Raw genomic sequence first — 24,488 nt, 5'->3', positions numbered from 1 at the left:
GGGGCGGCGCGGGGGCCCGCGCCGCCGGGGGGGGGGCCCCGGGGGGGGCCCGGGGGGGGCGCGGCGGGGGGCCCCCCCCCCCGCGGGGGGCCCCCCCCCCCGCCCGCGGGGGCCCCCCGCCGCGCCGCTCGGCCCGAGTCGACCACTTCGGTGACGGGTGGTCGATCGGACGGGCGAAACCGGTGTCACGTTGATGACAACTTCCAGCAGATCATTCTTGCCCTTGCACGCGCGGGCGTAGGCTGCGCAGCGTGGCGTACGCGTCGGTAGTGATCACCGCCGGAGCGGCGGCCGGCACGTTCACTACCTACCGTGACAGCGAGACAACTCGATGCGACTGACCGTCCTGGGCTGTGCGGGCAGCTTCCCCGGACCCGAGTCCCCCTGCTCGGCTTATCTGGTCGAGGCCGAGGACTTCCGGCTCCTGGTCGACTTCGGCTCGGGCTCACTGTCCACCCTGCAACGCTATGCCGGGCTGCACGCCCCGGACGCCATCCTCCTGACCCACCTGCACTGCGACCACATCCTCGACGCCGCGACCTACGTGGTGGTGCGGCGATACGCCCCGGACGGGCCGTACCCGCCGTTGCCGGTCTACGCGCCGGCCGGTGCCCCGGACCGGTTGTCCACCGCGTACGGGCAGGAGGACAGCACCGTCGAGGACGTCTACCAGTTCTACGCGCTGCAACCCGGCACCTTTCCGATCGGCCCGTTCACCGTCACCGTCGACCGGGTGCTGCACCCGGTGGAGACCTACGGCGTACGTCTTGAACACGGCGGCCGGGTGCTCTGCTACTCCTCGGACACCGCCCCCTGCGAGGCGCTGCTGCGCCTGGCCCAGAACGCCGACGTCTTCCTCTGCGAGGCCAGCTACCTCGACGGCGTCGACAACCCACCGGATCTGCACCTCACCGGCGGTGAGGCGGGCGAGGCAGCAGCCAAGGCCAACGTCGGGCGGCTGCTGCTGACCCATCTGGTCCCCGCCTGGGGTAGCGAGGCGCTCACGGTCGCCGCCGCCTCCGCCGCGTACGCCGGCCCGCTGGAAGTGGTCCGTCCCGGCGCGAGCTACGAGGTCTGACCCGCGCGGGTTCGTGCCGCACTGTTCGCCGGGCGGTCAATTGGACGTCTCCTGGACCTTCGCTGCCACCACCACGGTGAAGGCATGCGGATCGCCATCGTGACCGAGTCGTTCCCGCCCGACGTCAACGGAGTCGCCCACTCGGTCGTGCGGGCCGCCGAGCACCTCGTCACCCGCGGCCACGAGCCGTTGGTGATCGCACCCGCCCCACCGGGGACGCTGCGTCGCGACACCGACCGGTACCCGTACCCGGTGGTCCGTATCCCGAGCGTGCCGTTGCCGCGCTACCACGGCTTCCGGCTCGGCGTACCGACGAACAACCGGCTGGCCGGGGTGCTGCTGGAGCACTCGCCCGACGTGGTCCACCTGGCCAGTCCGTTCATCCTCGGTGCCCGGGCGGCCGTGCTGGCAGGCCGGCACGGGCTGCCCACCGTCGCCGTCTACCAGACGGACGTAGCCGCCTACGCCCGGGCGTACCGGGTCGGTTGGGGCGAGGCCGCGGCCTGGCGACGACTGCGGGAGATCCACAACTCGGCCCGCCGCACCCTCGCCCCCTCCACCAGGGCCGCCGAGGACCTCGCCGCGCACGGCGTGCAGCGGATCTGGCTGTGGCGCCGAGGCGTCGACGCCGAGCGCTTCCACCCGGACAAGCGCTGCCCGAGCCTGCGCCGGGCCGTCGCGCCCGGCGGTGAGACCCTGGTCGGCTACGTCGGGCGGCTCGCCCCGGAGAAGCGGGTCGACCTGCTCGCCGCCACCGCCCGCCTGCCCGGTGTCCGGGTCGTGGTCGCCGGTGACGGCCCGGCCCGCCGCCAGCTCGAACGGGACCTGCCCGGTGTGCGCTTCCTCGGCGTCCAGCACGGCGAGGCCCTGGCCCGCCTCTACGCCAGCCTCGACCTGTTCGTGCACACCGGCCCGCACGAGACCTTCGGCCAGACCGTCCAGGAGGCGCTGGCCAGCGGGGTGCCGGTGGTCGCGCCGGCCAGCGGTGGGCCGGTCGATCTGGTCACCCCCGGGCAGACCGGCGTACTGGTGCCACCCGAGGACGGCACGGCGATCGCCGAGGCGGTGGCCGGGTTGGTCGCCGACGAGACGCGCCGGCAGGCGTACGGCCTGGCCGCGCGTGCCGCGGTGCACGGACGCAGCTGGGCGGCGGTCGGCGACGAACTCGTCGGGCACTACCGGGCCGCCTTCGCCAGCACGCCCGCCATCGACCTGCCGGCGGCGTCGTGACCGGCACCCACCCGGGCCGCACCAGGACCACCGGCGTCACCAGCGCGACCGAGGTCGCGGGCACATCCACCGGCACACTGCGGATCGTCAGGCTGGCAAGCTTCGTCACCGGAACCTCCGGCGGGCTGCGCACCGCGTTGCAACACCTGGGCGAGGGCTACCGGGCGGCCGGACACGAACCGGTGCTCGTGGTGCCCGGCCGTCGCGACGACGACCAACGACACCCGTGGGGCCGGGTCGTCACGCTGGCCGGCCCACCGCTGCCGCACAGCGGCGGCTACCGGTTGCTCACCGCCCGACGCCGGCTCGCGCGGCTGCTGACCACGCTTGCACCCGACCGGCTGGAGGTGTCCGACCGCTCGACCCTGCGCTGGACCGGCGACTGGGCTCGGGCGACCGGGGTGCCGTCCGTGATGGTCTCGCACGAGTCCCTCACCGGCCTGCTGGGTGCCTGGGGCGTACCCGCCACGCTGGGGCGGCGGCTCGCCGACCGGCTGAACGCCGACACGGCCCGCCGTTACGACCGGATCGTCTGCACCACCCGGTGGGCGGCCGAGGAGTTCGCCCGCATCGGTGTGCCCCACGTCGACCTGGTACCGCTCGGCGTCGACCTGGACACCTTCCATCCCGGCCGCGCCGACCCGGCGGTCCGGGAACGGTACGCGGGCCCGGCCGAGGTGCTGCTTGTGCACTGCGCGCGGCTGTCCGTGGAGAAACGGCCCGAGCTGGCCGTGGACGCGTTGGCGCAACTGCGGCAGGCCGGTGTGCCGGCGGTGCTGGTGATGGTCGGCGACGGCCCGCGCCGCGCCGCACTGCGGCGGCGAGCGGCCGACCTGCCGGTCACCTTCACCGGCTTCCTGCCCGACCGTCGTGCCCTCGCGGCGGTACTGGCCAGCGCCGACGTGGTCCTGGCCCCCGGCCCGGTGGAGACCTTCGGTCTGGCCGGGCTGGAGGCACTGGCCTGCGGTACCCCGGTCGTGGTCAACGCGGCCAGCGCGTTGCCCGAGGTGATCGGCTCGGGTGGGCTCGCCGCCGACGGCACCCCGGCGGCGTTCGCCGAAGCCGTCCGTCAGCTTCTCGAGCGCCCGGAGGCCCGGCGGCGGGCCGCCGCCCGGGATCGGGCGGCGCAGTTCGGCTGGCCGGCGGCGGTCGCCGGGTTCCTCCGCGCGCACGACGCCGGCCGCTGACTCGGCCGGTCACGGCCTCGACGCCGGAAGACTCACCGCGTCGACCCCGGTGGCGGACACCCGGGGAGGGTTCGATCAGTGCACCACATAGGGTGCAGGCATGGCGCGACCTGACGGGCGGCGACCCGACCAACTTCGACCGGTGACCCTGACCCGCGGTTGGAGCACCCATCCCGAGGGGTCGGTGCTTGTGGAATTCGGCGGCACCCGGGTGCTCTGCACCGCGAGCGTCACCGAGGGGGTGCCGCGCTGGCGCCGTGGTTCCGGGCTGGGCTGGGTCACCGCGGAGTACGCGATGCTGCCCCGGGCCACCAACACCCGGTCGGACCGGGAGAGCGTCAAGGGCCGGGTCGGTGGGCGTACCCATGAGATCTCCCGGCTGATCGGCCGGAGCCTGCGCGCCGCGATCGACCTCAAGGCGCTCGGCGAGAACTCGATCGTGCTCGACTGCGACGTCCTGCAGGCCGACGGCGGCACCCGGACCGCCGCGATCACCGGTGCCTACGTGGCGCTGCACGACGCGGTGAACTGGCTCGCCGCCCGCAAGGCCCTGACCGGGAAGCCGGAGAAGGTGATGCACCGTTCGGTGGCGGCGGTCAGTGTCGGTGTGGTTGACGGCGAGCCGCGCCTGGACCTGTGCTACGACGAGGACGTGGCTGCCGAGGTCGACATGAACGTGGTCTGCACCGGCACCGGCGACTTCGTCGAGGTGCAGGGCACCGGCGAGGCCGGCGTCTTCGCCCGCGAACAGCTCGACGCCCTGCTCGACCTGGCCGTGGTCGGCTGCCTGGACCTGGCCGAAGCCCAGCGGAAGGCTCTACTCCCATGAACAAGGTGCTGCTCGCCACCCGCAACCGCAAGAAGCTGATCGAGTTGCAGCGCATCCTGGACGGAGCGCTTGGCGTGCACCGGGTGGTCCTGATCGGGCTGGACGACGTCGAGGCGTACCCGGAGCTACCCGAGACCGGGCTGACCTTCGGCGAGAACGCGCTGATCAAGGCCCGGGAGGGCTGCCGGCGTACCGGGCTGCCGACGATCGCCGACGACTCCGGGCTGGCCGTCGACGCGCTCAACGGGATGCCGGGGGTCTTCAGCGCCCGCTGGGCCGGGCGGCACGGTGACGACCAGGCCAACCTCCAACTGGTCCTCGACCAAATCGGCGACGTGCCGGACGAGCACCGGGGCGCCTCCTTCGTCTGCACCGTCGCGCTGGTGCTGCCCGGAGGCAAGGAACACCTGGTCGACGGCCGGCAGGCGGGTCGCCTGCTGCGTGCCCCGCGCGGCGACGGCGGTTTCGGCTACGACCCGATCTTCCTCGGCGACGGCCAGGACCGCACCAACGCCGAGCTGACCCCGCCGGAGAAGGACGCGATCAGCCACCGCGGCAAGGCGCTGCGCGAACTGGCCGCCCTGGTCGCCAAGGTGCTCCCGCCAGCTACCTGACCGCCCGCCGGGCCGGCCGGCGGTCGCCCGCCGGGCTGACGGGCCGCCGCATCCGCCGCCTCGGCCTCGGCCTTCGCGTCAGCCGAGGGGCCCGATCTCCTGCTCGATGGCGGCGCGGAGGTCGGGGGCGGCCAGCACGGCGCGGGCGGCCTCCATCAGCGGGGCCAGGAACACGTCCGGACCGGGTTCGCCGGCCGCCGGCCCGAGCGCGGCGATCGCCGCCCGCCCGGCCGGCGACGGGGCCAGCGGTGCCCGCAGCTGCAACCCGCGTACGGCGGCGAGCAGTTCCACCGCGAGCAGGCTGGTCAAATTGTCAAGCACGGTACGCAGCTTCTTGGTCGCCGCCCAGCCCATCGAGACGTGGTCCTCCTGCATCCCGCTGGTCGGCAGCGAGTCCACCGAGGCCGGCGCGGCCAGCCGGCGGTTCTCGGCGACGATCCCGGCGGCCGTGTATTGCGCGATCATCAGCCCGGAGTTGACCCCGGCGTCGGGGGAGAGGAACGCCGGCAGGTCCCGGGACCGGGTCACGTCGAGCAGCCGGTCCACCCGACGCTCGGCGATCGCGCCCACCTCGGCGGCGGCGATGGCCAGGAAATCCGCCGCGAAGCCGAGCGGCGCGCCGTGGAAGTTCCCGGTCGACTCGACCCGGCCGTCGGGCAGCACCACCGGGTTGTCCACCACCGAGACCAGTTCCCGGGCGGCGGTGGTCCGGACGAACTCCAGGGTGTCCCGTGCCGCGCCGGCCACCTGCGGCGCACAGCGCATCGAGTAGGCGTCCTGTACCGCGTGCGCCAGGTCGTCGCGGTGCGAGTCCATCACCGCCGAGTCCTGCAACAACCGGTGGATGTTGGCGGCCGAGACGCCCTGCCCGGGATGCGGACGGATGGCGTGCAGTTCCGGTAGGAACGGCCGTTCCGAGCCGAGCATCGCCTCGATCGCCAGCGCGGCGGTCACGTCGGCCATGGTGAACAGGTGAGCGGCGTCGTCGATGGCGAGCAGCAGCATGCCGAGCATGCCGTCGGTGCCGTTGATCAGCGCCAGCCCCTCCTTGGCGGCCAACTCGACCGGGGCGAGGCCGGCCCGGCGCAACGCGTCGGCGGCGGGCACCCGCCCGCCGTCCGGACCGAGCACCCAGCCCTCGCCGAGCAGCACCAGCGCGCAGTGCGCCAGCGGGGCCAGGTCACCGGAGGCACCCAGCGAGCCGTGTTCCGGCACCCACGGGGTGACGTCGTGGTTGAGCAGGTCCACCAGGGCCTCGGCGACCAGCGGTCGTACCCCGGAGTGGCCGAGCGCCAGCGAGCGGACCCGCAACAGCATCATCGCCCGTACCACCTCGCGGTGCATCGGCGCACCGACCCCGGCGGCGTGCGACCGGATCAGCGCATGCTGCAACTCGGCGCGGCGCTCCGGAGCGACGAAGGTGTTCGCCAGGGCCCCGAAACCGGTCGACACGCCGTACACGGGACGACCGGCGGCCTCGATGCCGTCCACGATGGACCGGCTGGTGGCCATCGCCTCGATCGTGGCCGGGTCGAGGACCACCTTGGCGCCGCCGCGCGCCACGGCGAGCACGTCGGCGGGGGTGATTCCGGTGGGCTGGATGGTGACGGTCATCGCGGTACTCCGTTGTGCAGAACCTGGCGGACGAGAGGCACCCCGGGCCGGTAGGCCAGGTGCAGGTGAGACGGTGCGTCGAGAATGATCAGGTCGGCCCGGGCGCCGGGCCGTAGCACGCCGATGTCGTCGCGGCGCAGCGCCCGCGCGCCGCCGGCGGTCGCGGCCCAGACCGCCTCCGCCGGGGTCATCCGCATCTCGCGCACGGCAAGCGCGATGCAGAACGGCATCGACGAGGTGTACGACGAGCCGGGGTTGCAGTCGGTGGCCAGCGCCACGGTCACCCCGGCGTCGAGCAGCCGGCGGGCGTCCGGGTAGGGCGACCGGGTGGAGAACTCGGCGCCGGGCAACAGCGTCGCCACGGTCGTGGTGTGCCCACCGTCGGCGCACATGCAGTCGAACCGCGTCGAGGCCAGCGCGTCGACGTCGGCGTCGGTCAGGTGGGTGCAGTGGTCCACACTGGCGGCCCCCAGGTCCACCCCGAGTTGCACCCCGGGGCCGGGGCCGAGCTGGTTGGCGTGCACCCGCACCCCGAGCCCCAGGGCCTGCCCACAGGCGAGGATGGCCCGGGCGTGGTCGGCGTCGAAGGCACCCCGCTCGCAGAACACGTCGATCCAGCGGGCGTGCGGCGCGGCGGCGGCCAGCATCGGCCCGCAGACCAGCGACACGTAGTCGTCGGGACGGGCGGCATACTCGGCCGGGACCACGTGCGCGCCGAGGAACGTGGTCTCGGCGCTGAACTCGGCGGCGATCCGCAGCGAACGGGCCTCGTCGGCGACAGTGAGGCCGTACCCACTCTTGATCTCGATCGTGGTGGTGCCCTGGCGTAACGCCTCCGCGCGCAGCCGGCGCACGGTGGCCCGCAGCTCGCCGTCGGAGGCGGCCCGGGTGGCACCGACCGTGGTGCGGATGCCGCCGCCGGTGTACGGCTCGCCGGCCATCCGGGCGGCGAACTCGGCGGCCCGATCCCCGGCGAATACCAGGTGGGCGTGACTGTCCACGAAACCGGGCAGCACCGCCGCACCGGCGGCGTCGATCCGCCGGTCCGCTGCCGGTGCGTCGGCCGCCGGGCCGACCCAGGCCACCTCGCCGTCCTCGACGAGCACCGCGGCCCGTCGCCGGATCCCCAGCGGCGCGCCCACGCCCGAGCCCGCCACATTCGTCACCAGTTCACCGATGTTGTCGACAAGCAGGCTGCTCATGGGGTGGTCACCTCCGCGATCGCCGTGGCCAGTTCCTGCGGCACGTCCACCCGTACGTGCCGGCCGTCGCGGACCAGCACCTGACCGTCCACCACCACCTGCGCGACATCGGCCGCGCCCGCCGCGAACCAGACGCCCGCCGGGGTCACCCCGGCCGTGCGTACGCTGTCCAGCCGCACCGTGACCAGGTCGGCGCGGTCACCGACGGCGATCCGGCCGGCATCGGTCCAGCCCAGAGCGGCGTGCCCGGCGCTGCTCGCGGCGGTCAACAGCTCCGCCGGGGTGAAATGGCCCCGCTTGCGGGTCCGCAGCCGCTCGTCCAGTTCGACGGCGCGCGCCTCCTCGAACAGGTCGATCACGGCGTGGCTGTCACTGCCCAGGCTGAGCGGGATGCCGGCGTCGGCCATCCGGCGGGCCGGACCGATACCGTCGGCGAGATCCCGTTCGGTGGTGGGGCAGAGGCAGACCCCGGTGCGGCTGTCGCCGAGCAGACCCACGTCGGCGCTTGTCGGGTGGGTGGCGTGGACCGCCGTGGTGGCCCTGCCGAGCACCCCGTGATCGGCGAGCAGGCGCGTCGGGGTGCACCCGTGCACCGCCCGGCAGGCGTCGTTCTCGGCGGGCTGCTCCGACAGGTGCACGTGCAGTGGGGCGTCGCGGCGCTGCGCCCAGCCGGCGACGGTGGCGAGCTGCTCGGCCGGCACCGCCCGTACCGAGTGGATCGCCGCCCCGAGACGCACGTGCCCGCCGTCCGGGGTGAACGCGTCGAGCCGCTCCGCCCAGCGCAGCGCGTCGCCGTCGCCGAACCGCTGCTGCGGCCCGGTCAGCGGCCGGCCGTCCACCGAGGCGGTCAGGTAGCAGGTGTCCAGCAGGGTCAGCCGGATTCCCGCCTGCGCCGCCGCCTCGACCAGCGCCGCACCCATCGCGTTCGGGTCGGCGTACGGGGTGCCGTCCGGCCCGTGGTGCAGGTAGTGGAACTCACCGACGCCTGTGACGCCCGACAGCGCCATCTCGGCGTAGGCCGCCCGGGCCAGCGCCAGGTAGGAGTCGGGGTCGAGGCGGGTGGCGACCGCGTACATCTGGTCGCGCCAGCTCCAGAAGTCGCCGCGCCCGGAGTGGGTGCGCCCACGCAGCGCCCGGTGGAACGCGTGGGAGTGCGCGTTGGCCAGCCCCGGCAGGGTCAGCCCCGGCAGCCGTACCGCGTCGGCCAGCACGTCGACACCGGCGTCGGGCCGGCCGTCCGGCGCGAGAGGTGTGACGCCGGTGATCCGGTCGTGCACGGTCTCGATCAGCACGTCCGGGGTCGGCTCGGCCTCCTCGGGAAGCCAGGCGTATTCCGCGAGCCAACGGGTGGCACTCATCGGAGCAGCTCCTCCAGCACCCTGGCCAGGGCGGTGACCCCGGTGGCGCAGTCGGCGTCGGTGGCCGATTCGGCGGGGGAGTGCGACACCCCGGTCGGGTTGCGGACGAAGAGCATCGCGGTGGGTACGTGGGCGGCGAGCACCCCGGCGTCGTGCCCCGCCCCGGTGGGCAGCACCGGCGCGGCCAGCAGACCCGCCAGCCGGTCGGCCAGCCCGCCGTCGAAGGCCACCAGCGGGGTGGCCGACTCCTCGGTCAGCGTCACCTGCGTACCGTCGCGCCGGGCCCGTTCAGCAGCCTTGCCGTGGACCGCCTCCACCATCCCGGTCAGGGTCTCCGGCTCGGCCGCGCGGGCGTCCAACCAGCCGGTCACCCGCGACGGGATCGCGTTTGTGGCGTTCGGCTCCACCGCCACCCGACCGACGGTGGCGTGCGCGCCGCGCAGCCGGGCCTCCTTGTTCGCGGCGAGCACCGTGAACGCGTACGTGAGCATGGGGTCTCGGCGGTCGGCCATCCGGGTCGTACCGGCGTGGTTGCCCTCGCCGGTGAAGTCGAAGCGCCAGCGGCCGTGCGGCCAGATGGCGCTCGCGACGGCGACCGGCGCGTCCTGTTCGACAAGCGCTCGGCCCTGCTCGACGTGCAACTCCACGAAGGCCGCGAAGCGGCCGAGCAGCTCCGGCCGGGCACCCGCCGGCAGATCGCCCAGCGCCTCGGCGAAGCTCACCCCGTGGGTGTCGCGCAGCCCCGCCGCGCGCGCGACGTCCAGCGCACCGGTGAGCAGCCGGGACCCCAGGCACGGTACGCCGAACCGGGCGCCCTCCTCCTCCACGAACGCCGCCACCGCCATCGGCCGGGCGGGTGCGACGCCCGCCGCACGCAACTCGTCGACCGCGAGGAAGGCGCTCACGATGCCCAGCGGACCGTCGTACGCCCCGCCGTGCGGCACCGAGTCGAAGTGGCTGCCGGTCAGCACCGCGTCCCCGGTCTCCGAGTCACCCCACCAGGCGAACAGGTTGCCGTTGCCGTCGTCGGTCACCGGCATGGCCCGCGCGTCGGCCTGCGCCCGGAACCACTCGCGTAGCCGCAGCTCCGGCTCGGTCAGCGCGTACCGCAGGTAGCCGCCGCTGCGCTCGTCCCGGCCGATCGGGGCGATCTGCCCCCACAGCTCGCGGAACCTGTCGAGCAGGGGCCCGTCCTCCACCGTGTGTGTCAACAAGGGCCTTCCTCACTCCGCCATCGGGACGCGGACGCCGGTGCGGGTGGCCACCTCGCGGGCGTCTTCGTAGCCGGCGTCGACGTGCCGGATGACGCCCATCGCCGGGTCGTTGGTCAACACCCGCTCGATCTTCTGCCCGGCCAACGCCGTGCCGTCGGCCACGCAGACCTGACCGGCGTGGATGGACCGGCCGATGCCGACCCCACCGCCGTGATGGATGGACACCCAGGACGCCCCGCTGGCGGTGTTGACAAGCGCGTTGAGCAGCGGCCAGTCGGCGATCGCGTCGGAGCCGTCGGCCATCGCCTCGGTCTCCCGGTACGGGCTGGCCACGCTGCCGCAGTCCAGATGGTCACGACCGATCACCACCGGCGCGCTCAACTCACCCGAGGCGACCATCTCGTTGAACCGTACGCCCGCCCGGTCCCGCTCGCCGTAACCGAGCCAGCAGATGCGCGCGGGCAGCCCCTGGAAGGCGACCCGCTCGCCGGCCATCCGGATCCACCGCGCGAGGGACTCGTTCTCCGGGAAGAGGTCCAGGATCGCCCGGTCGGTGGCGGCGATGTCGGCCGGGTCGCCGGAGAGCGCCGCCCACCGGAACGGCCCCTTACCCTCGCAGAACAACGGCCGGATGTACGCCGGCACGAAGCCGGGGAAGTCGAACGCGCGCTCGTAGCCGCCGAGCCGGGCCTCGCCCCGGATCGAGTTGCCGTAGTCGAAGACCTCCGCGCCCGCGTCGAGGAAGCCCACCATCGCCTCGACGTGCCTGGCCATCGACGCCCGGGCCCGGTCGGTGAACTCGACCGGTTTGGCCGTCGCGTAGTCCCGGGCGTCGGCCAGCTCGACCCCCTCCGGCAGGTACGACAGCGGATCGTGGGCGCTCGTCTGGTCGGTGACGATGTCGACCGGTACGCCCCGGCGCAGCAGCTCCGGGAAGACCGTGGCGGCGTTGCCGACGACACCGACGCTGAGTGCCCGACGGTCGTGCTTGGCGGCGAGCACCCGCCGCACCGCGTCGTCCAGGTCGTCGGCGATCTCGTCGAGGTAGCGGTCGTGCGCCCGGCGGGCCAGCCGGCTGCGGTCCACGTCCACGATCAGGCAGACGCCACCGTTCATGGTGACCGCGAGGGGCTGCGCCCCGCCCATGCCGCCACAACCGGCGGTGAGCGTCAGGGTGCCGGCGAGGGTGCCGTCGCTGGTCGGCTGCCCGTCATCGAGGGCACCGGCGAGCTTGGCCGCCACGGCGGCGAACGTCTCGTAGGTGCCCTGGAGGATGCCCTGGGTGCCGATGTAGATCCACGAGCCGGCGGTCATCTGCCCGTACATGGTCAGACCGAGCTGTTCCAGGCGGCGGAACTCCGGCCAGGTCGCCCAGTCGCCGACCAGGTTCGAGTTGGCCAGCAGCACCCGGGGCGCCCACTCGTGGGTACGCAGCACGCCGACCGGGCGGCCCGACTGCACAAGCATCGTCTCGTCGTCACGCAGTTCGGTGAGCGTCCGCACCAGGGCGTGGTACGACGGCCAGTCCCGGGCGGCCTTACCGGTGCCGCCGTACACGACGAGGTCGTCGGGGCGTTCGGCGACCTCGGGGTCGAGGTTGTTCATCAACATCCGCAGGGCGGCCTCCTGCGGCCAGCCACGGGCGGTGCGCTCCGTGCCCCGGGCGGCCCGAACAGGTCCGGGGGCGGTCTGGTCGGCGTGGGTCATGGCGGACTCCTCCTAACCGAGGAACAACTGTCGACGGGCCGCTGAGGCTTCGAACGCCTCCAGCCGCCGCTGGGTCTCGGCCGGGGCGGCGTCGCAGATCGCCTGGAGCAGCACCATGGCCAGGGTCATCGGAGCGGTGTGCAGGTCGAACACGAGTTGCGCGCCGACCGCGGCGGAGAGCACCACGTCGGCGTGCTCGGTCGCCGGGCTCACCGGCGAGTCGGTGATCGCGACGACCGTCAGCTGCGCCTCGCGGGCCGCACGCAGCGCGTCCAGGGTCTCCCGGGGGTAGCGCGGCAGCACGAACGCCAGCAGCGCCCGCGCGCCCGCCTCGGCGGCCTGTTCGAGGCGGTCGGTGAGCAGGCTGCCGCCGTCGTCGAGCACCCGCACGTCGGGATGCACCTTGGCGGCGAAGTACGCGAAGTACGCGGCCAGCGGCGCGGCGGAGCGCAGGCCGAGCACCGGCAGCGGCCGGCTGGCCGCCAGCAGACGCCCGGTCTCGGCGATCCGCTCCCGGTCGGCCAACTGCCCGGCCAGCCGGTCCAGGTTGCCGATCTCGGCGCGTACCGCCTGCTGAAGTTCGTTGCCGGCGGTGGCCGGGCCGGGCGCGGCGGCGGTCAGCTCGCGCAGCCGGCGACGCAGGGCCGGGTAGCCGTCGTGGCCCAGCGCCACCGCGAACCGGGTGACCGACGGCTGACTGACCCCGGCCAGTTCGGCGACCTCGGCGGCGGAGAGGTAGCCGATCGCGGGGGCGTGCTGCACCAGACAGTGCGCGATGCGCCGCTGCGTCGGGGTGAGCCGGACCCCGTCGAACAGGCCGACGACCCGCTCCGCCGACGCCATGGCAACTCCCTCATTCACCCCGTGACTCTATGCATGAAAACTTTCATCCGGCAAGCTGATCTGCCCATTCCATTGTGGACGACGTCTGGTCTGCGGTTTCGGGACCGCCCTCGGAAATGGGGCGACCAGCGGGCAGATAGGGGTGCGGCAGGTGGATAGGATCCGCACCGCGGTCGAGTAGAGGAGTTGCCATGCAGCCGGACGGCCCCTACCGGTACACCCACCTGCTGGGCGGGTCGCCGGTCGGTAAAGCGTGGGCGGCCGTGGACGGGCAGGGTCGCTTCGTCACGGTGGCCGTGCTGGACGCCACCGTGGCCGCCACCGCAGGCTGGCGTGAAGCGTTCGCCGGCACCGCCAACAGTCTCGCTCAAGCACCAGGTAATGCCCCCTTCGCGTACGCGGACTTCTCCGCGCCCGCACCCTGGGTCGCCTACTCCGCCGAGGCTGGCCCGGCGGCGGAGCAGTTGTTCCGAGCCCTCGGCGTCGACTACCAGCCCGTGCCCACGTCTGCCCCTCCCGTGTCCGGTCCGCCGCAGCCGGTTTCGGGTTTGCCGCAGTCCGTGTCCGGTGCGCCGCAGCCGGTGTCCGGTGCGCCTCAGCCGGTGAGCCCGGTTCCGACGCAGCCCGCCTACTCGGCCCCGATTTCCGGCGCGCCAACCTCCCCCAGCTCTGGTCCGTCCGTCGACGAACGGGGCTATGACCCGTTCACCGCGCCGGCCCGCCGCATCCAGCCCTCGACGCCATCAAAGCGGCGAACCGGACTCTGGGTTTCGCTGGCCAGCCTCGTACTGGTGGTGGCGCTCGGCTCGGGTGTCGCCGTCTGGGCGCTTGCCGGTGACGACTCCGAGCCGCCGTCGAGTCCACCGGCGGCCGGTCCCTCGGCGTTTCCCAGCGGAGCCCAGGTCGAGCCGGGTTTGCGGCCGTGGGCGCAGGCGGTCCCGTTCAGCTCGGAGGAACGAGCACTGGCCGCAGCCGCCCCGTCGCTCGTCTTCGTGGAGGCGGTCTTCACCGGCTACGTGCGGGACGCCAGCACGAACGTCCCCGTTCGTAGCACGCCCATCATTTTCACCCGGCGGTGCAGTGCCTTCGTGGTCAACCCGGACGGACATGCCCTCACCAGCACGTCCTGCGTGCAGCCGACCGAGGAGAACGCCAGACAGATCGCCCTCGATGCGGTGGCCCGAATGCTCGTACGCGAGCGGGAGTTGACGGATGCGGAGGTCCCGGGCTACGTGCAGACCAACCTGCCCAAGGTCCGATTCACCGGAATCGAACCGGACAGCCCACCGGCTGGCGAGGTTTTCGCGCAGCTCAATACCGCCACCGGCAATCAGACAACCTCACCGGCCATTCCGGTCGAGGTTGTTCGCACCCTGCCTGCCGAGGCGGGCAACACCGCACTCATCAAGCTCACCCAGGACAACCTGCCTGCGGTGGAACTCAACCCGTCGGCCGGGCTCGAGGAGGGCGGCACGGTGCTCATCATCGGGTTCGCCACCACTGACTCGGAGTTCCGCACTGCGACCTACCGACCGCAGTCGAAACTGGTGACGATCAGTGGGTCGGGGCGGCGGGGGCCAGTGTCGATCCACCGGATCAGCGAGGACCTCGGCAGCGCCTCCCACGGCGGCGTCGCCCTTGACCCCAGCGGTCGGATCGCCGCGATGGTCGACCAGGATCATGCTCGCCCGGACCGGGCCAACCGGGTGCTGTTGCCCGCATCCACGGTCAGCGGCCTGCTGGACGAGGCGGGCGTCGAGAACACGCTCGGTGACACCGACAAGCTGTACCGAAACGCTCTGGACTCCTACTTCGCTGGTGACGACGGCACCGCGATCGCTGAGCTCGAGCGGGTCGCCGAGTCGTCCCCCGGCAATCTCCTTGCCCAGGCGTACCGGCAGAACGCCATCGAACGACAGCAGAACCAGGGCACCCCGACAGGCGGGTCGTCCTGGATCACGGTGCTGCTCGTGTCCGCCGGTGCGGCCGTCCTTGTCGCGCTGATCATCCTCGTGGTGCTGATGGCGCGTCGGAGGTCGAACTGATGCCCAGCGCGTCTCCCGTTGCGGTGCCGGACGCGGGCACCGTCCCGGCACGCCGGGCCTCCCGGATCCTCACCACCGCCATCGTCGTCCTGGTCGGTGTGCTGCTGGTGCACGTACTGGTCGAGACCTGGGCTCAGGTGCTCACCGGTCCGAGCAGCGAGGACCCTCGGGCGAACCTGGAGAATGCGGCCCAGTGGCCGAAGCACGTCAAGACGGGGTTGTATCTCGGCCTCGCAGCGGTGACGGTGACGAAGGTCCTCCTCGACCGACTATGGCAACGCTTCCGCACCTTCGCCGATCTTGCCCTGGTCGTGCTGGGTCTGGTGATGTTGCTCGCCGGTGTGGTCAATGACTCGTCGATGACCCTGATGGGGGAGGCGCTCTTCGTCTATTTCCGTGGCGTCATCGTCTTCTACGCGTTACGGGCCGCCGATCTGAACTGGGTCCTGGTTCGCCGGATGCTGATTCCGGTGGCCGTTGTGCTGGGCGTCAACGTGGTGCTCGCCCTCGTCCAGATGGTGATCGGTCATCCGGCGTACACCGCGCTCGGTTGGGTCGATCTCACCTGGGCCGACCAGAGTCGGGCGCAAGGGCTGCAGCCCCACCCCAACCACCTCGGGCATCTCCTCGGGCTCGCTCTGCTGGGCTTCATCGCCTGGGTCGCGGTGAGTGGCCGGGTCGGCCGCAGTTGGTGGATCGTCGCCTCAGTGGCGGCACTCGCCATGTCCGCGACCCAGTCCCGCGAGTCCCTGCTGGGCGTGCTGGCCGCGGGGCTGTTGATCGCGGTGTTGGTGCGAGGAAGCGCACGACGGGTCCTTGGCGTCTGTCTCATCGTGGTGCTGTGCACCGTCGCGCAGATCGCTGTCCGTCCGGACAACCGCGCGGAGTGGGAGCGCCGGTTGGAGAACACCCTGACCGGATTTCGGAACCCAGCCGGTAGCGAGCCGGAAAGGGTCACGCCGCCGGCTGCCACGGCCACTCCGTCCGTGCCGTCCAATGTAAAACCATCCAGTCGACCGGGTGACGCCGAGGCGACCCCATCTGCCGAGCCGTCGCCACGTGCGACCAACCCGTCCGCACGACCCACGGCTACGTCCCAGGCGAGCCAGGGAACGCCGCAAGCGACCACGTCGGCGAAACCGTCCTCGGCCGCCCCGTCGCCAGCACCCGTACGCGAGATCCGGGTCCTCTACCTTCAGCAGGCGGCGCGGATCCTGCCGCGCCAGCCGATCCTTGGCTTCGGCATCGGCCAGTTCGGTGGCATCGTGGCCGAGAAGGACAACCCCAACTGGCACAAGAATCCAAAGTTCGGCCCGGAGGGATTCAACCGGTACGGCTTCCAGGCTGTCCAGGTCGATTCCTTCTGGCTTCACCTCGTCATGGAGGTGGGCCTGCTCGGGCTTGTCGTCTACCTCGTCTGGCTGGCTGCGGTCGCCCGGCCGTTGGTGCACCGAGCCCGACACGATCGACGCTCCAGACGGGCGAGCCCTCAGGCCACGATCTGGGGCATCGCCGCGATCGTGTTCGCATGTGTCGTCGGATTCCTCTCGCCGTCGATGGAGGACCCGTTACTGCCGCCGCTGCTTTGGGCGATCGTCGCGGTGGGCTGGTGGGCGACCCGTCAGCCCGGAGACACGGCGGTCACTACCAGGGCCACCGGGGTGCCGTCCCCGCTACCGGCCGCCCGCAACGGCGAGGAGGCCGACACGCAGATCCTCTCCACCGACGAGATTCTCGCCCAGTCGCGGCAGGTACGTCGGTCGACTGACTTCGGTGCAGAGGGCGTGAATCGGACGTTCGGTTGACCCCCATCCACTTTAGGTAGTGGTGTGGGGTATCGCCGATCGCTAAACTGCCATCTGCCGCCGGAACCTGTCGACGTTGCGGCCACTCGTAGCAGGTCGCCGATGCGCCGGGAGCGAGTGACCAACACGGGGGTGGAGTGCGACATGGGTGAGGTAGGCGTGCGTAAGAGCATGCCGGCTGTCGATGCACCGACCGTCGGCTTCATGGAACCCGTGCGCGAAGTCAAACCTGCGATCTCTGTGTGCATCGCGGTAAGAGACCGGCCGGATCTCGTCGTCAAGTCGATCCGAAGCGTGCTCGCGGGCAGCTTCGGCGACTTCGAGGTGGTGGTGGTCGACGACGGCTCGGCCGTGCCGGTCCAACAGTGCCTTGCCGAGGCGGAACTTCTGGCCGACCAGCGCATCCGGCTGGTTCGTCAGAAGCCACTGGGGATCAGCGCCGCGCGCAACAATGCGTTGCGGATCGCTCGTGGAAGATGGATCACGGTCCTCGACTCGGACGACGAACTGGCCGGGGATGGGTTGGCACGGATCCAGGAGTTCGTCGCCGCCACCGGCGCCTCCTGGATTTACACGGACTACGAGGAATTCGTCGGGGAATCGGCGAAGAGGATTAACCTGCCCACGTACACCAGCAGCCGTCAGATGCTCTGGTCCGTGCTGGCTCGGCCGAGGCTGCCCTTCAAGCACTCCGGGATGTCGATCGAGCGGGAGCTGTTGGTACAGCTGGGTGGGTACGACGAGCAGTTGCCCATCAAGGTCGATGTCGAGCTCGTCCTGCGTGCGCTCACCAGTGGCGTCCAGCCCCGGCACCTTCCGCATCCGGTCGTGCGGTTCCACCGGCACCCGGGCAGTATCAGCCGTCGACGTTTCACCGGCCTGATGGTCTGGTTCGACCTCATCGACCGTTACCGCCGACCGAAGGTGCCGGGTCTGGCCCTCGGGATCAAGGCGATCCGCGCGGGCAGCGAGATCGGCAAGTGGCTGGTCTCGTCACTCGGCCGATAGGGAAGTCGAGCCGGCGCCGCCAGGGCGACGGCTCGACCGCTACCCGGTCACGCCTGGGGGAGGAAACCGCTCGGGTTCTCGGTGAACATCTTGTTGGCCAGGCTGTAGTCGTCCACGCGACCGATGTCGAGCCAGAACCCCTGGTGTCGCCAGCTCCGGATCCGTTGGCCTTTGGCCAGTAGATCAAGGATGAGTTGGGGCATGTCGTACGGGCCTGCGGGAATGTTGGCCAGGGCGGCAGGTGACATGGCATAGGCACCCATTGACACGTCCAGTTTCAACGTCGGCTTCTCCTCGTATCCCACGAGATCGCCAGAAGCGTCGATCTTGAGTACCCCCAAGTCGATCTTCTCCGCCCGGGTGTGGACGCTTACGGTCACTGTGGCGCTGCCGGCCCGGTGCTGCGCCATCAACGCGGTGAAGTCGAGGTCGGTCAGCAGATCGCCGTTCATGACGAAGAAATCGTCGGTCAACTGATCAGCGAGCTGCCGTAACGGCCCTGCAGTGCCCAGCGGCTGATCCTCCCGCACGTAGTCGATGTTGATACCCCACCGACGCCCATCTTCGAAGTAGCCCTCCAACAGGTAGGCCAGGTGGCCGGTAAGCAGCGTCACCTCGTCAACGCCGTGCGCCTTCAATTGTCGGAGCAGGATCTCCAGGATGGGGAGGTCACCAACCGGCATCAGCGGCTTGGGGAAACTGGTGGTGAAGGGGCGGAGCCGAGTTCCCCGTCCACCGGCCAGGATCACGGCCCTCATACCGCGTACCGGTCCACGTCGAAGCGGTCCAGATGGGCCCGGACGTACTCGATGACGTCCGCCAGACCTGCTCGAAGACCGACTGTCGGTTGCCACCCACATCGCTCCCGCGCCCGGTCGGTCGCCGCGACCAGTTCGAACACCTCGCTCTGCGGCGGACGTAGCCGCTTGTCGTCCGCCACCACCTCGATCTCCGGCCGTCCGGCGATTTCTCCGATCAGCCGGGCAAGATCGCCGATGGAGATACCCCGGCCGTTCCCGATGTTCGTCACCTGGCCGACGCAGGCATCCGAGGAGGCGACCGCGAGGAATCCGTTTACCGTGTCCGAGACATGGGTGAGGTCGCGTACCGGGCGTAGGTCACCCAATGCGATCTTGTCTCGGCCAGCGACCACCTGCGCGGCGATCGTCGGAATGACGGCGCGGGCGCTCTGCCGCGGACCGTATGTGTTGAAGGGGCGGATGGTTGCCACCGGTACATCGAACGAGCGGTGAAACGACTCGGCCGTCGCGTCCGCGCCGATTTTCGAGGCCGAGTAGGGGGACTGGGGCTGGAGCGGATGATTCTCGTCAATCGGCGTGTATCGGGCCGTGCCGTAGGTCTCCGAGGTGGAGGTGTGCACGATGCGGCGGGTCCCCAGGTCACGCGCAGCTTCCAAGACGTTCAGAGTGCCGGTGACGTTGGTTGCGACGTACGAGGCGGGGGCGACATAGCTGTAGGGGATGGCGATCAGAGCTGCGAGATGGAAGACCGCGTCGCACCCGTCCATGCTGCGGCGCACCGCGAAGGGGTCAGTGATGTCCGAGTGCACGATCTCGACCGCGCGGAGTACGTGCGGATCCACGTCGCGGAGCATGCCGATGTCGGACCGTCCGGTGTAGCGCACCATGGCCCGTACTTCCGCACCGGCGCGGACCAGCCGCTCGGTCAGATGGGAGCCGATGAACCCACCAGCACCCGTGACGAGGATGCGACGCCCCGCCCATTCCTGGTCTTTCGTCGACGCGGTCATGCGTTGCCTTCCTGGTCAGTCGTGGGCCGGGCGGTCGGTCAGTTCGGTGAGCAACTCGCGGAGACTCTCCCGCAGCGGTATCTCGGCCTTCCAACCCGTCCGGGCTGCGAGCCGCTCCGCCGAGCCCACCTGGAACCGGATGGCGCTTCGACCCTCGATGAGTTCCACGACGCGGTGGTCCAGATTGGCGAGGTCGAGCAGTGTCTCCAGCACGGTACGGACGGTCACCCCGGAACCCGAGCAGACATTGTAGATATCTTCGGCCTGGCTGATCTCAGCCAGTTCCACGTACGCTCGCGCGACATCCCGGACATCGGTGAAGTCCCGCACCGCATCGAGGTCCGCCACCTGGACCCGATCACTGCGGCCGGCGAGAACGGCGGCGATCCGGCTGGCCAGGGCACCTGCCAACGTCGCACTGCTCTCGCCTGGACCGACATGGTTGAAGGGGCGAGCCACTGTGACTCGGAGCCGGCCATCCGCAGCCATAGCGAGCGCAAGTGATTCCGCAGCCGCCTTGGCATGCCCGTAGGTATTCAACGGGCGGGGCAGCGTATCTTCGCTGATCGGGTTCTCGGCCGACGGCACGCCACCGTACTGTGCCGCCGACCCGGCCAGCACCAGGTGCGGCGGCGTCCCGACGTCGGCGGTGCGCAGTGCCCGGCAGAGGTTGTACGTCGACTCCACGGCGTCCGCGACGACGTCCGTCAGGGAGCCGTTCCGCTGAGGAACGGTCGCGGCCAGATGCAGGACGACAGTCGGTCGAATCGCATCGACCGCTGCCGCGACCGCTGGCGCATCCCTCAGGTTGAGCTGGAGGTACCGTTCGCCCGCCGGTACCGTCCGCTGCCGGCGTCCCACGCCGACGACGTTGTGCCCACGGGCGACAAGCTGCCGGCGCAGATGGTGACCGACCCATCCATGTGATCCGGTGACCAGCGTCGTGGTCATGATTTCAACAAATCGTGGTAGATCTCGGTGATCCGGTCGGCGACAAGGTGCTCGTCCAACCAAGCGTTCTGCTCACGGCCGTCGGCCCGGGAGCCGGCGTCCAGTACCTCGGTCACCCGGTCGGCCAGGTTCTCGACCAGGCTGGACCGTTCCGGACCGGTCACCCCGCCGGAGGGGAATCGGACCACGGCCCCGGGCCGTACCCCGGACAGGACCTCCTGGACATCGCCGACATCCACCGAAACGACCGGAAGGCCCATCGCCGCTGCCTCCTTGACGACGGTCGGAGAACCCTCGCTACCCGGGCGGGAGGTGAACAGCAACACGTCGGCAGCGTCGTACTTGCGGACCAGATCGGCTTCGGGTTGGCCGGGTGTGGAGAGGATCAGCTCACGTACCGACGGATCCCGCTGCCTCAAGCGGGTCACGACCTCATGGAACAGGTCATAGCCCTTGACCGGCCTGCTCGGATCGGCGCCGAACAGGACCACTCGGTCGGTGCCCGAGATGCCGAGTGCCTGCCGGGCGGCGCTCCGATCACCCGGCTGGAACAGCCGAAAGTCGACGCCGTTGGCGACGACGTGACCAGCCGGATCCCGCGCGGTCTCGGCGAGCCGCCGAGACACGTAGATCCGTGCCCGGCTGCCGCCCCAACCCAGCCGCGTCATGAATCGCTGGCGGGGAACGTTGATGTCGCTGCCGTAGAGCGAGAGCACGCGGACCGGGTGACCGGCGAATCGGGTAGCGGGCGCGGTCATGCCGTAGTGCACATGGACGACGTCGTAGCCTCCCGTCCGCGCCCGCCGACGTACCCTGGGTGCCGCCGTGAGGTAGTCCCACTTGCCGCGCGACTGGGCGACGACTTCCACATCGACGTGATGCCCGCGGCTGCGCAATGCCGCGACCTGACGTTGTACGAAGATGCCCCGGTAACTTCCATCCTCCGGCCAGAGGTTGGTGACCGCCAAAATCCGGAGCGCACGGTCGGTGGTCCCGTGCTGGTGTGCGTTGTTCACTGCTTCCCCTCGTGACATGAAGCGATTCAGCCGGCTTCCGTCGCGGAACGCCGGCGCGCCTGAAGAACTCCGAGCAGTGCGCGGAGGTCGGACCGCAGCACCGCAGCTGCCACTGTCAGCACGCCGACACTGATCGCGGCAGCAGACCAGGTCCAGGTCCGCATGAGGTCGGAATGCGCCAGGAGCGCCCCACCCGTCAGCAGCCCGACACAACGCACCAGGATCGGGCCCCATTGGAGCCGGTGCAGACGCTGGACCGCGATCACGGGGATCGCCGCGGTGACCGTCGTGCCCACCAGGTAACCGACGGCGATCCCGGTCGCGCCCAACGTCGGTGCGGTCCAGGCGGCCACAGCCAGGCCGGTCACGCATCCGACCACCGCGGAGGCGACTGGGATCCGGGTACGGGCGGCGGCATCGCTGGCGAGCGCGTTTACCGATGGCACCTGAAGGATGCCGATGAACGAGGCACAGAGCATGACCCGGAGAACCTGGGCACCATCGGCGTACGCACTGCCGCCGAAGAGGGTGAGGATGAGCGGGGCGGCCATCAGTCCGGCCAGAAAGAGCGGCGTCATCGTCACGGCCAGTGCTCGGGTCGCCGCGTCGACCTGGCGTCGCACCGCGCCGGTGTCGCCCGCACCTTGGGCACTGGCCATGGCCGGGAACAGCGCGAGGGCCAGTGCCCGGGGAAGGAAATAGAGAGGAGCTGTCAGGGCGATCGCGGCAACCAGGTAGGCGACCTCCGCCGGAGTGACGAACTGTCCGGCGAGCAACTGGGTGCCTTGAAGGAAGCCAGCGCTGGCGAGGGTCCCGATGCTGGCGAGCACGGTGAAGGTGACGATCTCCCGCCGGTGGAAGCGGCCACCGGTGGGCACCACCTCCCGACGCCGGTGCAGACGCAGTTGCCAGCGGCTCAGCACGACGAAAAGCCCGTACCCCAGGCAGAGCGGAAGCAGGTAGGTCGTCCTGGCGGTGACGACGACGGCCACGGTGCTTGCGACGGCGAGCAGGGAGGTGCCCACCTCAATGCGCGCGTACCTGGCGACCAGGCCGTGCCCGTACAGGGCAGCCTTGTCCAGGGTGTACAGCGAATAGGTGATGGTTAGCAGCGCTAGGGAGGCCAGGTCCCACGGCTTCAACGGGTGGAACGCATTCACCGCGATCGTCGTCGCCGCACCGAGCACCAGCGACGCGACCAGCCCGAGCCGGTAGAGAAAACGGTGCACCGCCCACGCGCCAGCCACGTCGCCGGCTCCACGATGGAAGGCGACGAACTTCGACAGACCACTGGACACTCCGCCGGGCAACACGAGGCTTGCGACCATGCTCGCCGCGAGCATGATGCCGACCAGACCATAGGTGGTTCGGTCGGTTGAGTGACTGGTCAGCGAACCATGCACGAGTCGCGTGCCGCCGACGGCCATCAGCGCGAGCATGGACAGGGCACCAGCCCGGACGATGGCCGAACCGGCGCGACCGGAGGATGGTCCGGCCACGACGGGCTCGGCCTGCTCGGCCTGCTCGGCAGGCGAGGAAGCCAGCTGGCTCGGCATGGGTGGCGCGCCGACGGATCCGCCAGCGGTTTGCCTGCCGTGGGTCACTGTGAGTTCACCCGATTCGTCGAGAGGGCCACCACCTGGTGACGGCGTCGCGTGTAGCGGTCAGGGATCGTACCGACCTGATCCCGCCCCGCTGGCGCCAACCGGACGGCACCGCCCCGCCACCCCGTAATATCCTTCAGACGCATCAGTTGGGCCTCGTCACTGGCGTCGCTACCTTCGTCTGAGGATGGTAATGGCCGAAGAGGTCAGCTCCCGCACCGTGACAACGGGTGCCGCGCGCTCGGCCTGGTCGCCGAAGCTGCCGCGATCCGCCGCACCGACCGCTGTGCCGACCGTCCGACGGATCGGCAGATGGGCCACAGCGGGGCTGACGGTAATGGCACTGTTCCTCGTCGCCTGTGCAGCATATGTGGGTTGGGACCGGGACGTGGGGCAGGCCGATCCTCCGTCCGGCCAGGATGCTCCGGCCCTCACGTTGCGCGGCCTGATGCCCGAAAACGTGCGGATCGGAGCAGCGGCCGACGGTGCGTTGCTCGATGCGGATCCCCGGTACCGCGCCACGCTCGCGGCGGACTTCAATGCCATCACCGCAGAGAACGCGATGAAGTGGGCCAACCTGGAGCCGACGCCGGGCGCGTACGACTGGACGGCGAGCGACCGCCTGATCTCCTTCGCGCAGGAGAACGGCCAGGCGGTGTACGGACACACGTTGGTGTGGCACAGCAGCGTTCCGCCATGGGTGTCGGAGGCGTGGTCCGCCGAGCGGCTCAGGGCGGCACTTCGGCAGCACGTCGTGACGACGGTGACCCGCTATCGCGGCCAGGTGTGGGCCTGGGACGTGGTCAACGAGGTGCTCGCGGAGGACGGGAGCCTGCGCGACTCCATGTGGCTGCGACGGCTCGGGCCGAGCTACATCGCCGACGCGTTCCGTTGGGCGCACGAGGCAGACCCCGACGCTCGCCTGTTCATCAACGAGTACGGCGTGGAAGGGCGCACCAAGAAGGCAAACGGACTGTTCAAGCTGGTCCGCGGGCTGAGGGCCGATGGGGTACCGGTGCACGGAGTGGGCTTCCAGGCCCACCTTCGCCTGGATGCCGTCCCCGAGGACCCGATCGGGAACATGCGACGGTTCGCCGCTCTGGGTGTCTCGGTTGCGGTCACCGAGCTGGACGTACGCCTCGCGCTACCAGCCAAGCCCGAAATGCTCCTCGATCAGGCCCTGCTCTACCAGCACATGCTCAGAGCGTGCCTTGCCGTGTCGACCTGCGAGTCGTTCACCGTGTGGGGGTTCACCGACGCCAGCAGCTGGATCTCGGCGCACTACCCCGGGTACGGCGCGGCCTGTCTCTACGACAAGGACATGCGGGCGAAACCAGCGCGCGACCTTTTGCTGCATGAGTTGCGGACTCACGCGGATGAAACGCCGAGCTGATCTTGCCGATCAGTTCGAG

At 70.9% G+C, this 24,488-nt stretch carries 20 protein-coding genes; 9 read left to right on the top strand and 11 right to left on the bottom strand.

What is annotated here, in order from left to right:
- Window positions 1–331: 331 nt before the first annotated feature.
- From ACFY2A_RS27575 to rdgB, 5 genes are all read left to right on the top strand, one after another.
- Window positions 332–1,078: an MBL fold metallo-hydrolase gene (locus ACFY2A_RS27575; RefSeq protein ID WP_363916610.1), complete on the top strand. Its 747-nt coding sequence runs from the start codon at window positions 332–334 to the stop codon at window positions 1,076–1,078.
- An 84-nt stretch (window positions 1,079–1,162) separates the two neighbouring features.
- Window positions 1,163–2,308: a glycosyltransferase family 4 protein gene (locus ACFY2A_RS27570; protein ID WP_387175831.1), complete on the top strand. Its 1,146-nt coding sequence runs from the start codon at window positions 1,163–1,165 to the stop codon at window positions 2,306–2,308.
- A gap of 77 nt (window positions 2,309–2,385) precedes the next feature.
- A complete protein-coding gene (locus ACFY2A_RS27565) occupies window positions 2,386–3,495 on the top strand; it encodes a glycosyltransferase (RefSeq protein ID WP_387175843.1) in 1,110 nt (369 codons plus the stop codon).
- Between the two features lie 100 nt (window positions 3,496–3,595).
- Complete coding sequence (gene rph, locus ACFY2A_RS27560; protein WP_363916614.1) at window positions 3,596–4,324, top strand: ribonuclease PH; 729 nt, start codon at window positions 3,596–3,598, stop codon at window positions 4,322–4,324.
- Entirely contained in the window at window positions 4,321–4,938 is a 618-nt protein-coding gene (rdgB, locus tag ACFY2A_RS27555) for an RdgB/HAM1 family non-canonical purine NTP pyrophosphatase (protein WP_387175828.1), read from the top strand. The genes rph and rdgB overlap by 4 nt, the downstream gene beginning before the upstream one ends.
- Window positions 4,939–5,016: 78 nt before the next feature.
- Here the strand turns inward: rdgB and hutH are convergent, their stop codons facing one another.
- The 6 genes from hutH to ACFY2A_RS27525 are packed head-to-tail and all read right to left on the bottom strand — an operon-like array spanning window position 5,017 to window position 12,876.
- Window positions 5,017–6,552, bottom strand: a complete 1,536-nt coding sequence (gene hutH / locus ACFY2A_RS27550; RefSeq protein WP_387175826.1) for a histidine ammonia-lyase — start codon at window positions 6,550–6,552, stop codon at window positions 5,017–5,019.
- Entirely contained in the window at window positions 6,549–7,754 is a 1,206-nt protein-coding gene (gene hutI, locus ACFY2A_RS27545; protein WP_387175824.1) for an imidazolonepropionase, read from the bottom strand. Before hutI ends, hutH begins: the two co-directional genes overlap by 4 nt.
- Complete coding sequence (locus tag ACFY2A_RS27540) at window positions 7,751–9,112, bottom strand: formimidoylglutamate deiminase (protein WP_387175822.1); 1,362 nt, start codon at window positions 9,110–9,112, stop codon at window positions 7,751–7,753. Before ACFY2A_RS27540 ends, hutI begins: the two co-directional genes overlap by 4 nt.
- On the bottom strand, window positions 9,109–10,326 hold the full coding sequence (locus ACFY2A_RS27535) for an allantoate amidohydrolase (RefSeq protein WP_387175820.1): 1,218 nt from the start codon (window positions 10,324–10,326) through the stop codon (window positions 9,109–9,111). Before ACFY2A_RS27535 ends, ACFY2A_RS27540 begins: the two co-directional genes overlap by 4 nt.
- A 9-nt stretch (window positions 10,327–10,335) precedes the next feature.
- Window positions 10,336–12,033, bottom strand: a complete 1,698-nt coding sequence (gene hutU / locus ACFY2A_RS27530) for a urocanate hydratase (protein ID WP_387175818.1) — start codon at window positions 12,031–12,033, stop codon at window positions 10,336–10,338.
- Window positions 12,034–12,045: 12 nt separating this feature from the next.
- A complete protein-coding gene (locus ACFY2A_RS27525) occupies window positions 12,046–12,876 on the bottom strand; it encodes a MurR/RpiR family transcriptional regulator (RefSeq protein WP_387175841.1) in 831 nt (276 codons plus the stop codon).
- Window positions 12,877–13,067: 191 nt separating this feature from the next.
- Between ACFY2A_RS27525 and ACFY2A_RS27520 the strand changes: the two genes are divergently transcribed.
- Genes ACFY2A_RS27520 through ACFY2A_RS27510 form a run of 3 tightly spaced genes read left to right on the top strand, consistent with a single transcriptional unit; the run spans window position 13,068 to window position 17,734 of the window.
- Window positions 13,068–14,921, top strand: a complete 1,854-nt coding sequence (locus tag ACFY2A_RS27520; protein WP_387175816.1) for a trypsin-like peptidase domain-containing protein — start codon at window positions 13,068–13,070, stop codon at window positions 14,919–14,921.
- Window positions 14,921–16,726 carry a hypothetical protein gene (locus tag ACFY2A_RS27515; protein WP_387175814.1) on the top strand — a complete coding sequence of 602 codons (1,806 nt, stop codon included), beginning with the start codon at window positions 14,921–14,923 and terminating at the stop codon, window positions 16,724–16,726. The genes ACFY2A_RS27520 and ACFY2A_RS27515 overlap by 1 nt, the downstream gene beginning before the upstream one ends.
- 24 nt (window positions 16,727–16,750) lie before the next feature.
- Complete coding sequence (locus ACFY2A_RS27510) at window positions 16,751–17,734, top strand: glycosyltransferase family 2 protein (protein WP_387175812.1); 984 nt, start codon at window positions 16,751–16,753, stop codon at window positions 17,732–17,734.
- Between the two features lie 47 nt (window positions 17,735–17,781).
- Here ACFY2A_RS27510 and ACFY2A_RS27505 read toward each other — a convergent pair whose 3' ends face one another.
- Genes ACFY2A_RS27505 through ACFY2A_RS27485 form a run of 5 tightly spaced genes read right to left on the bottom strand, consistent with a single transcriptional unit; the run spans window position 17,782 to window position 23,028 of the window.
- Window positions 17,782–18,492 (bottom strand): NDP-sugar synthase, encoded by a 711-nt coding sequence (locus ACFY2A_RS27505; protein WP_387175810.1) that lies wholly within the window; start codon window positions 18,490–18,492, stop codon window positions 17,782–17,784.
- The gene (locus tag ACFY2A_RS27500) at window positions 18,489–19,505 is read right to left on the bottom strand and encodes a GDP-mannose 4,6-dehydratase (RefSeq protein ID WP_387175808.1); all 1,017 of its coding nucleotides are present in this window, start codon (window positions 19,503–19,505) and stop codon (window positions 18,489–18,491) included. The genes ACFY2A_RS27505 and ACFY2A_RS27500 overlap by 4 nt, the downstream gene beginning before the upstream one ends.
- A gap of 15 nt (window positions 19,506–19,520) precedes the next feature.
- Entirely contained in the window at window positions 19,521–20,456 is a 936-nt protein-coding gene (locus ACFY2A_RS27495) for an NAD-dependent epimerase/dehydratase family protein (protein ID WP_387175806.1), read from the bottom strand.
- Window positions 20,453–21,472 carry a glycosyltransferase gene (locus ACFY2A_RS27490; RefSeq protein ID WP_387175804.1) on the bottom strand — a complete coding sequence of 340 codons (1,020 nt, stop codon included), beginning with the start codon at window positions 21,470–21,472 and terminating at the stop codon, window positions 20,453–20,455. The genes ACFY2A_RS27495 and ACFY2A_RS27490 overlap by 4 nt, the downstream gene beginning before the upstream one ends.
- A gap of 26 nt (window positions 21,473–21,498) precedes the next feature.
- Window positions 21,499–23,028: a lipopolysaccharide biosynthesis protein gene (locus ACFY2A_RS27485; protein WP_387175802.1), complete on the bottom strand. Its 1,530-nt coding sequence runs from the start codon at window positions 23,026–23,028 to the stop codon at window positions 21,499–21,501.
- A 496-nt stretch (window positions 23,029–23,524) separates the two neighbouring features.
- Here ACFY2A_RS27485 and ACFY2A_RS27480 point away from each other — a divergent pair, with 496 nt between their 5' ends.
- Window positions 23,525–24,469 carry an endo-1,4-beta-xylanase gene (locus tag ACFY2A_RS27480; RefSeq protein ID WP_387175800.1) on the top strand — a complete coding sequence of 315 codons (945 nt, stop codon included), beginning with the start codon at window positions 23,525–23,527 and terminating at the stop codon, window positions 24,467–24,469.
- The last annotated feature ends 19 nt before the right edge of the window (window positions 24,470–24,488 follow it).

The sequence above is a fragment of the Micromonospora sp. NPDC000442 genome, assembly GCF_042898635.1.
GTDB lineage: Bacteria > Actinomycetota > Actinomycetes > Mycobacteriales > Micromonosporaceae > Micromonospora.
Note: the sequence above shows the minus strand (reverse complement) of the source record. Positions and strands in the feature narration are given on the sequence as shown.

Bases quoted from the DNA above. Each gene is read 5' to 3' on its own strand.
- rdgB (WP_387175828.1), top strand. From the start codon at position 4,321: ATGAACAAGGTGCTGCTCGCCACCCGCAACCGCAAGAAGCTGATCGAG.
- ACFY2A_RS27480 (WP_387175800.1), top strand. From the start codon at position 23,525: ATGCCCGAAAACGTGCGGATCGGAGCAGCGGCCGACGGTGCGTTGCTC.
- ACFY2A_RS27520 (WP_387175816.1), top strand. From the start codon at position 13,068: ATGCAGCCGGACGGCCCCTACCGGTACACCCACCTGCTGGGCGGGTCG.
- rph (WP_363916614.1), top strand. From the start codon at position 3,596: ATGGCGCGACCTGACGGGCGGCGACCCGACCAACTTCGACCGGTGACC.
- hutH (WP_387175826.1), bottom strand. From the start codon at position 6,552: ATGACCGTCACCATCCAGCCCACCGGAATCACCCCCGCCGACGTGCTC.
- ACFY2A_RS27515 (WP_387175814.1), top strand. From the start codon at position 14,921: ATGCCCAGCGCGTCTCCCGTTGCGGTGCCGGACGCGGGCACCGTCCCG.
- ACFY2A_RS27485 (WP_387175802.1), bottom strand. From the start codon at position 23,028: ATGCCGAGCCAGCTGGCTTCCTCGCCTGCCGAGCAGGCCGAGCAGGCC.
- ACFY2A_RS27540 (WP_387175822.1), bottom strand. From the start codon at position 9,112: ATGAGTGCCACCCGTTGGCTCGCGGAATACGCCTGGCTTCCCGAGGAG.
- ACFY2A_RS27500 (WP_387175808.1), bottom strand. From the start codon at position 19,505: ATGACCGCGTCGACGAAAGACCAGGAATGGGCGGGGCGTCGCATCCTC.
- ACFY2A_RS27525 (WP_387175841.1), bottom strand. From the start codon at position 12,876: ATGGCGTCGGCGGAGCGGGTCGTCGGCCTGTTCGACGGGGTCCGGCTC.
- ACFY2A_RS27575 (WP_363916610.1), top strand. From the start codon at position 332: ATGCGACTGACCGTCCTGGGCTGTGCGGGCAGCTTCCCCGGACCCGAG.
- ACFY2A_RS27495 (WP_387175806.1), bottom strand. From the start codon at position 20,456: ATGACCACGACGCTGGTCACCGGATCACATGGATGGGTCGGTCACCAT.
- hutU (WP_387175818.1), bottom strand. From the start codon at position 12,033: ATGACCCACGCCGACCAGACCGCCCCCGGACCTGTTCGGGCCGCCCGG.
- ACFY2A_RS27505 (WP_387175810.1), bottom strand. From the start codon at position 18,492: ATGAGGGCCGTGATCCTGGCCGGTGGACGGGGAACTCGGCTCCGCCCC.
- hutI (WP_387175824.1), bottom strand. From the start codon at position 7,754: ATGAGCAGCCTGCTTGTCGACAACATCGGTGAACTGGTGACGAATGTG.
- ACFY2A_RS27570 (WP_387175831.1), top strand. From the start codon at position 1,163: ATGCGGATCGCCATCGTGACCGAGTCGTTCCCGCCCGACGTCAACGGA.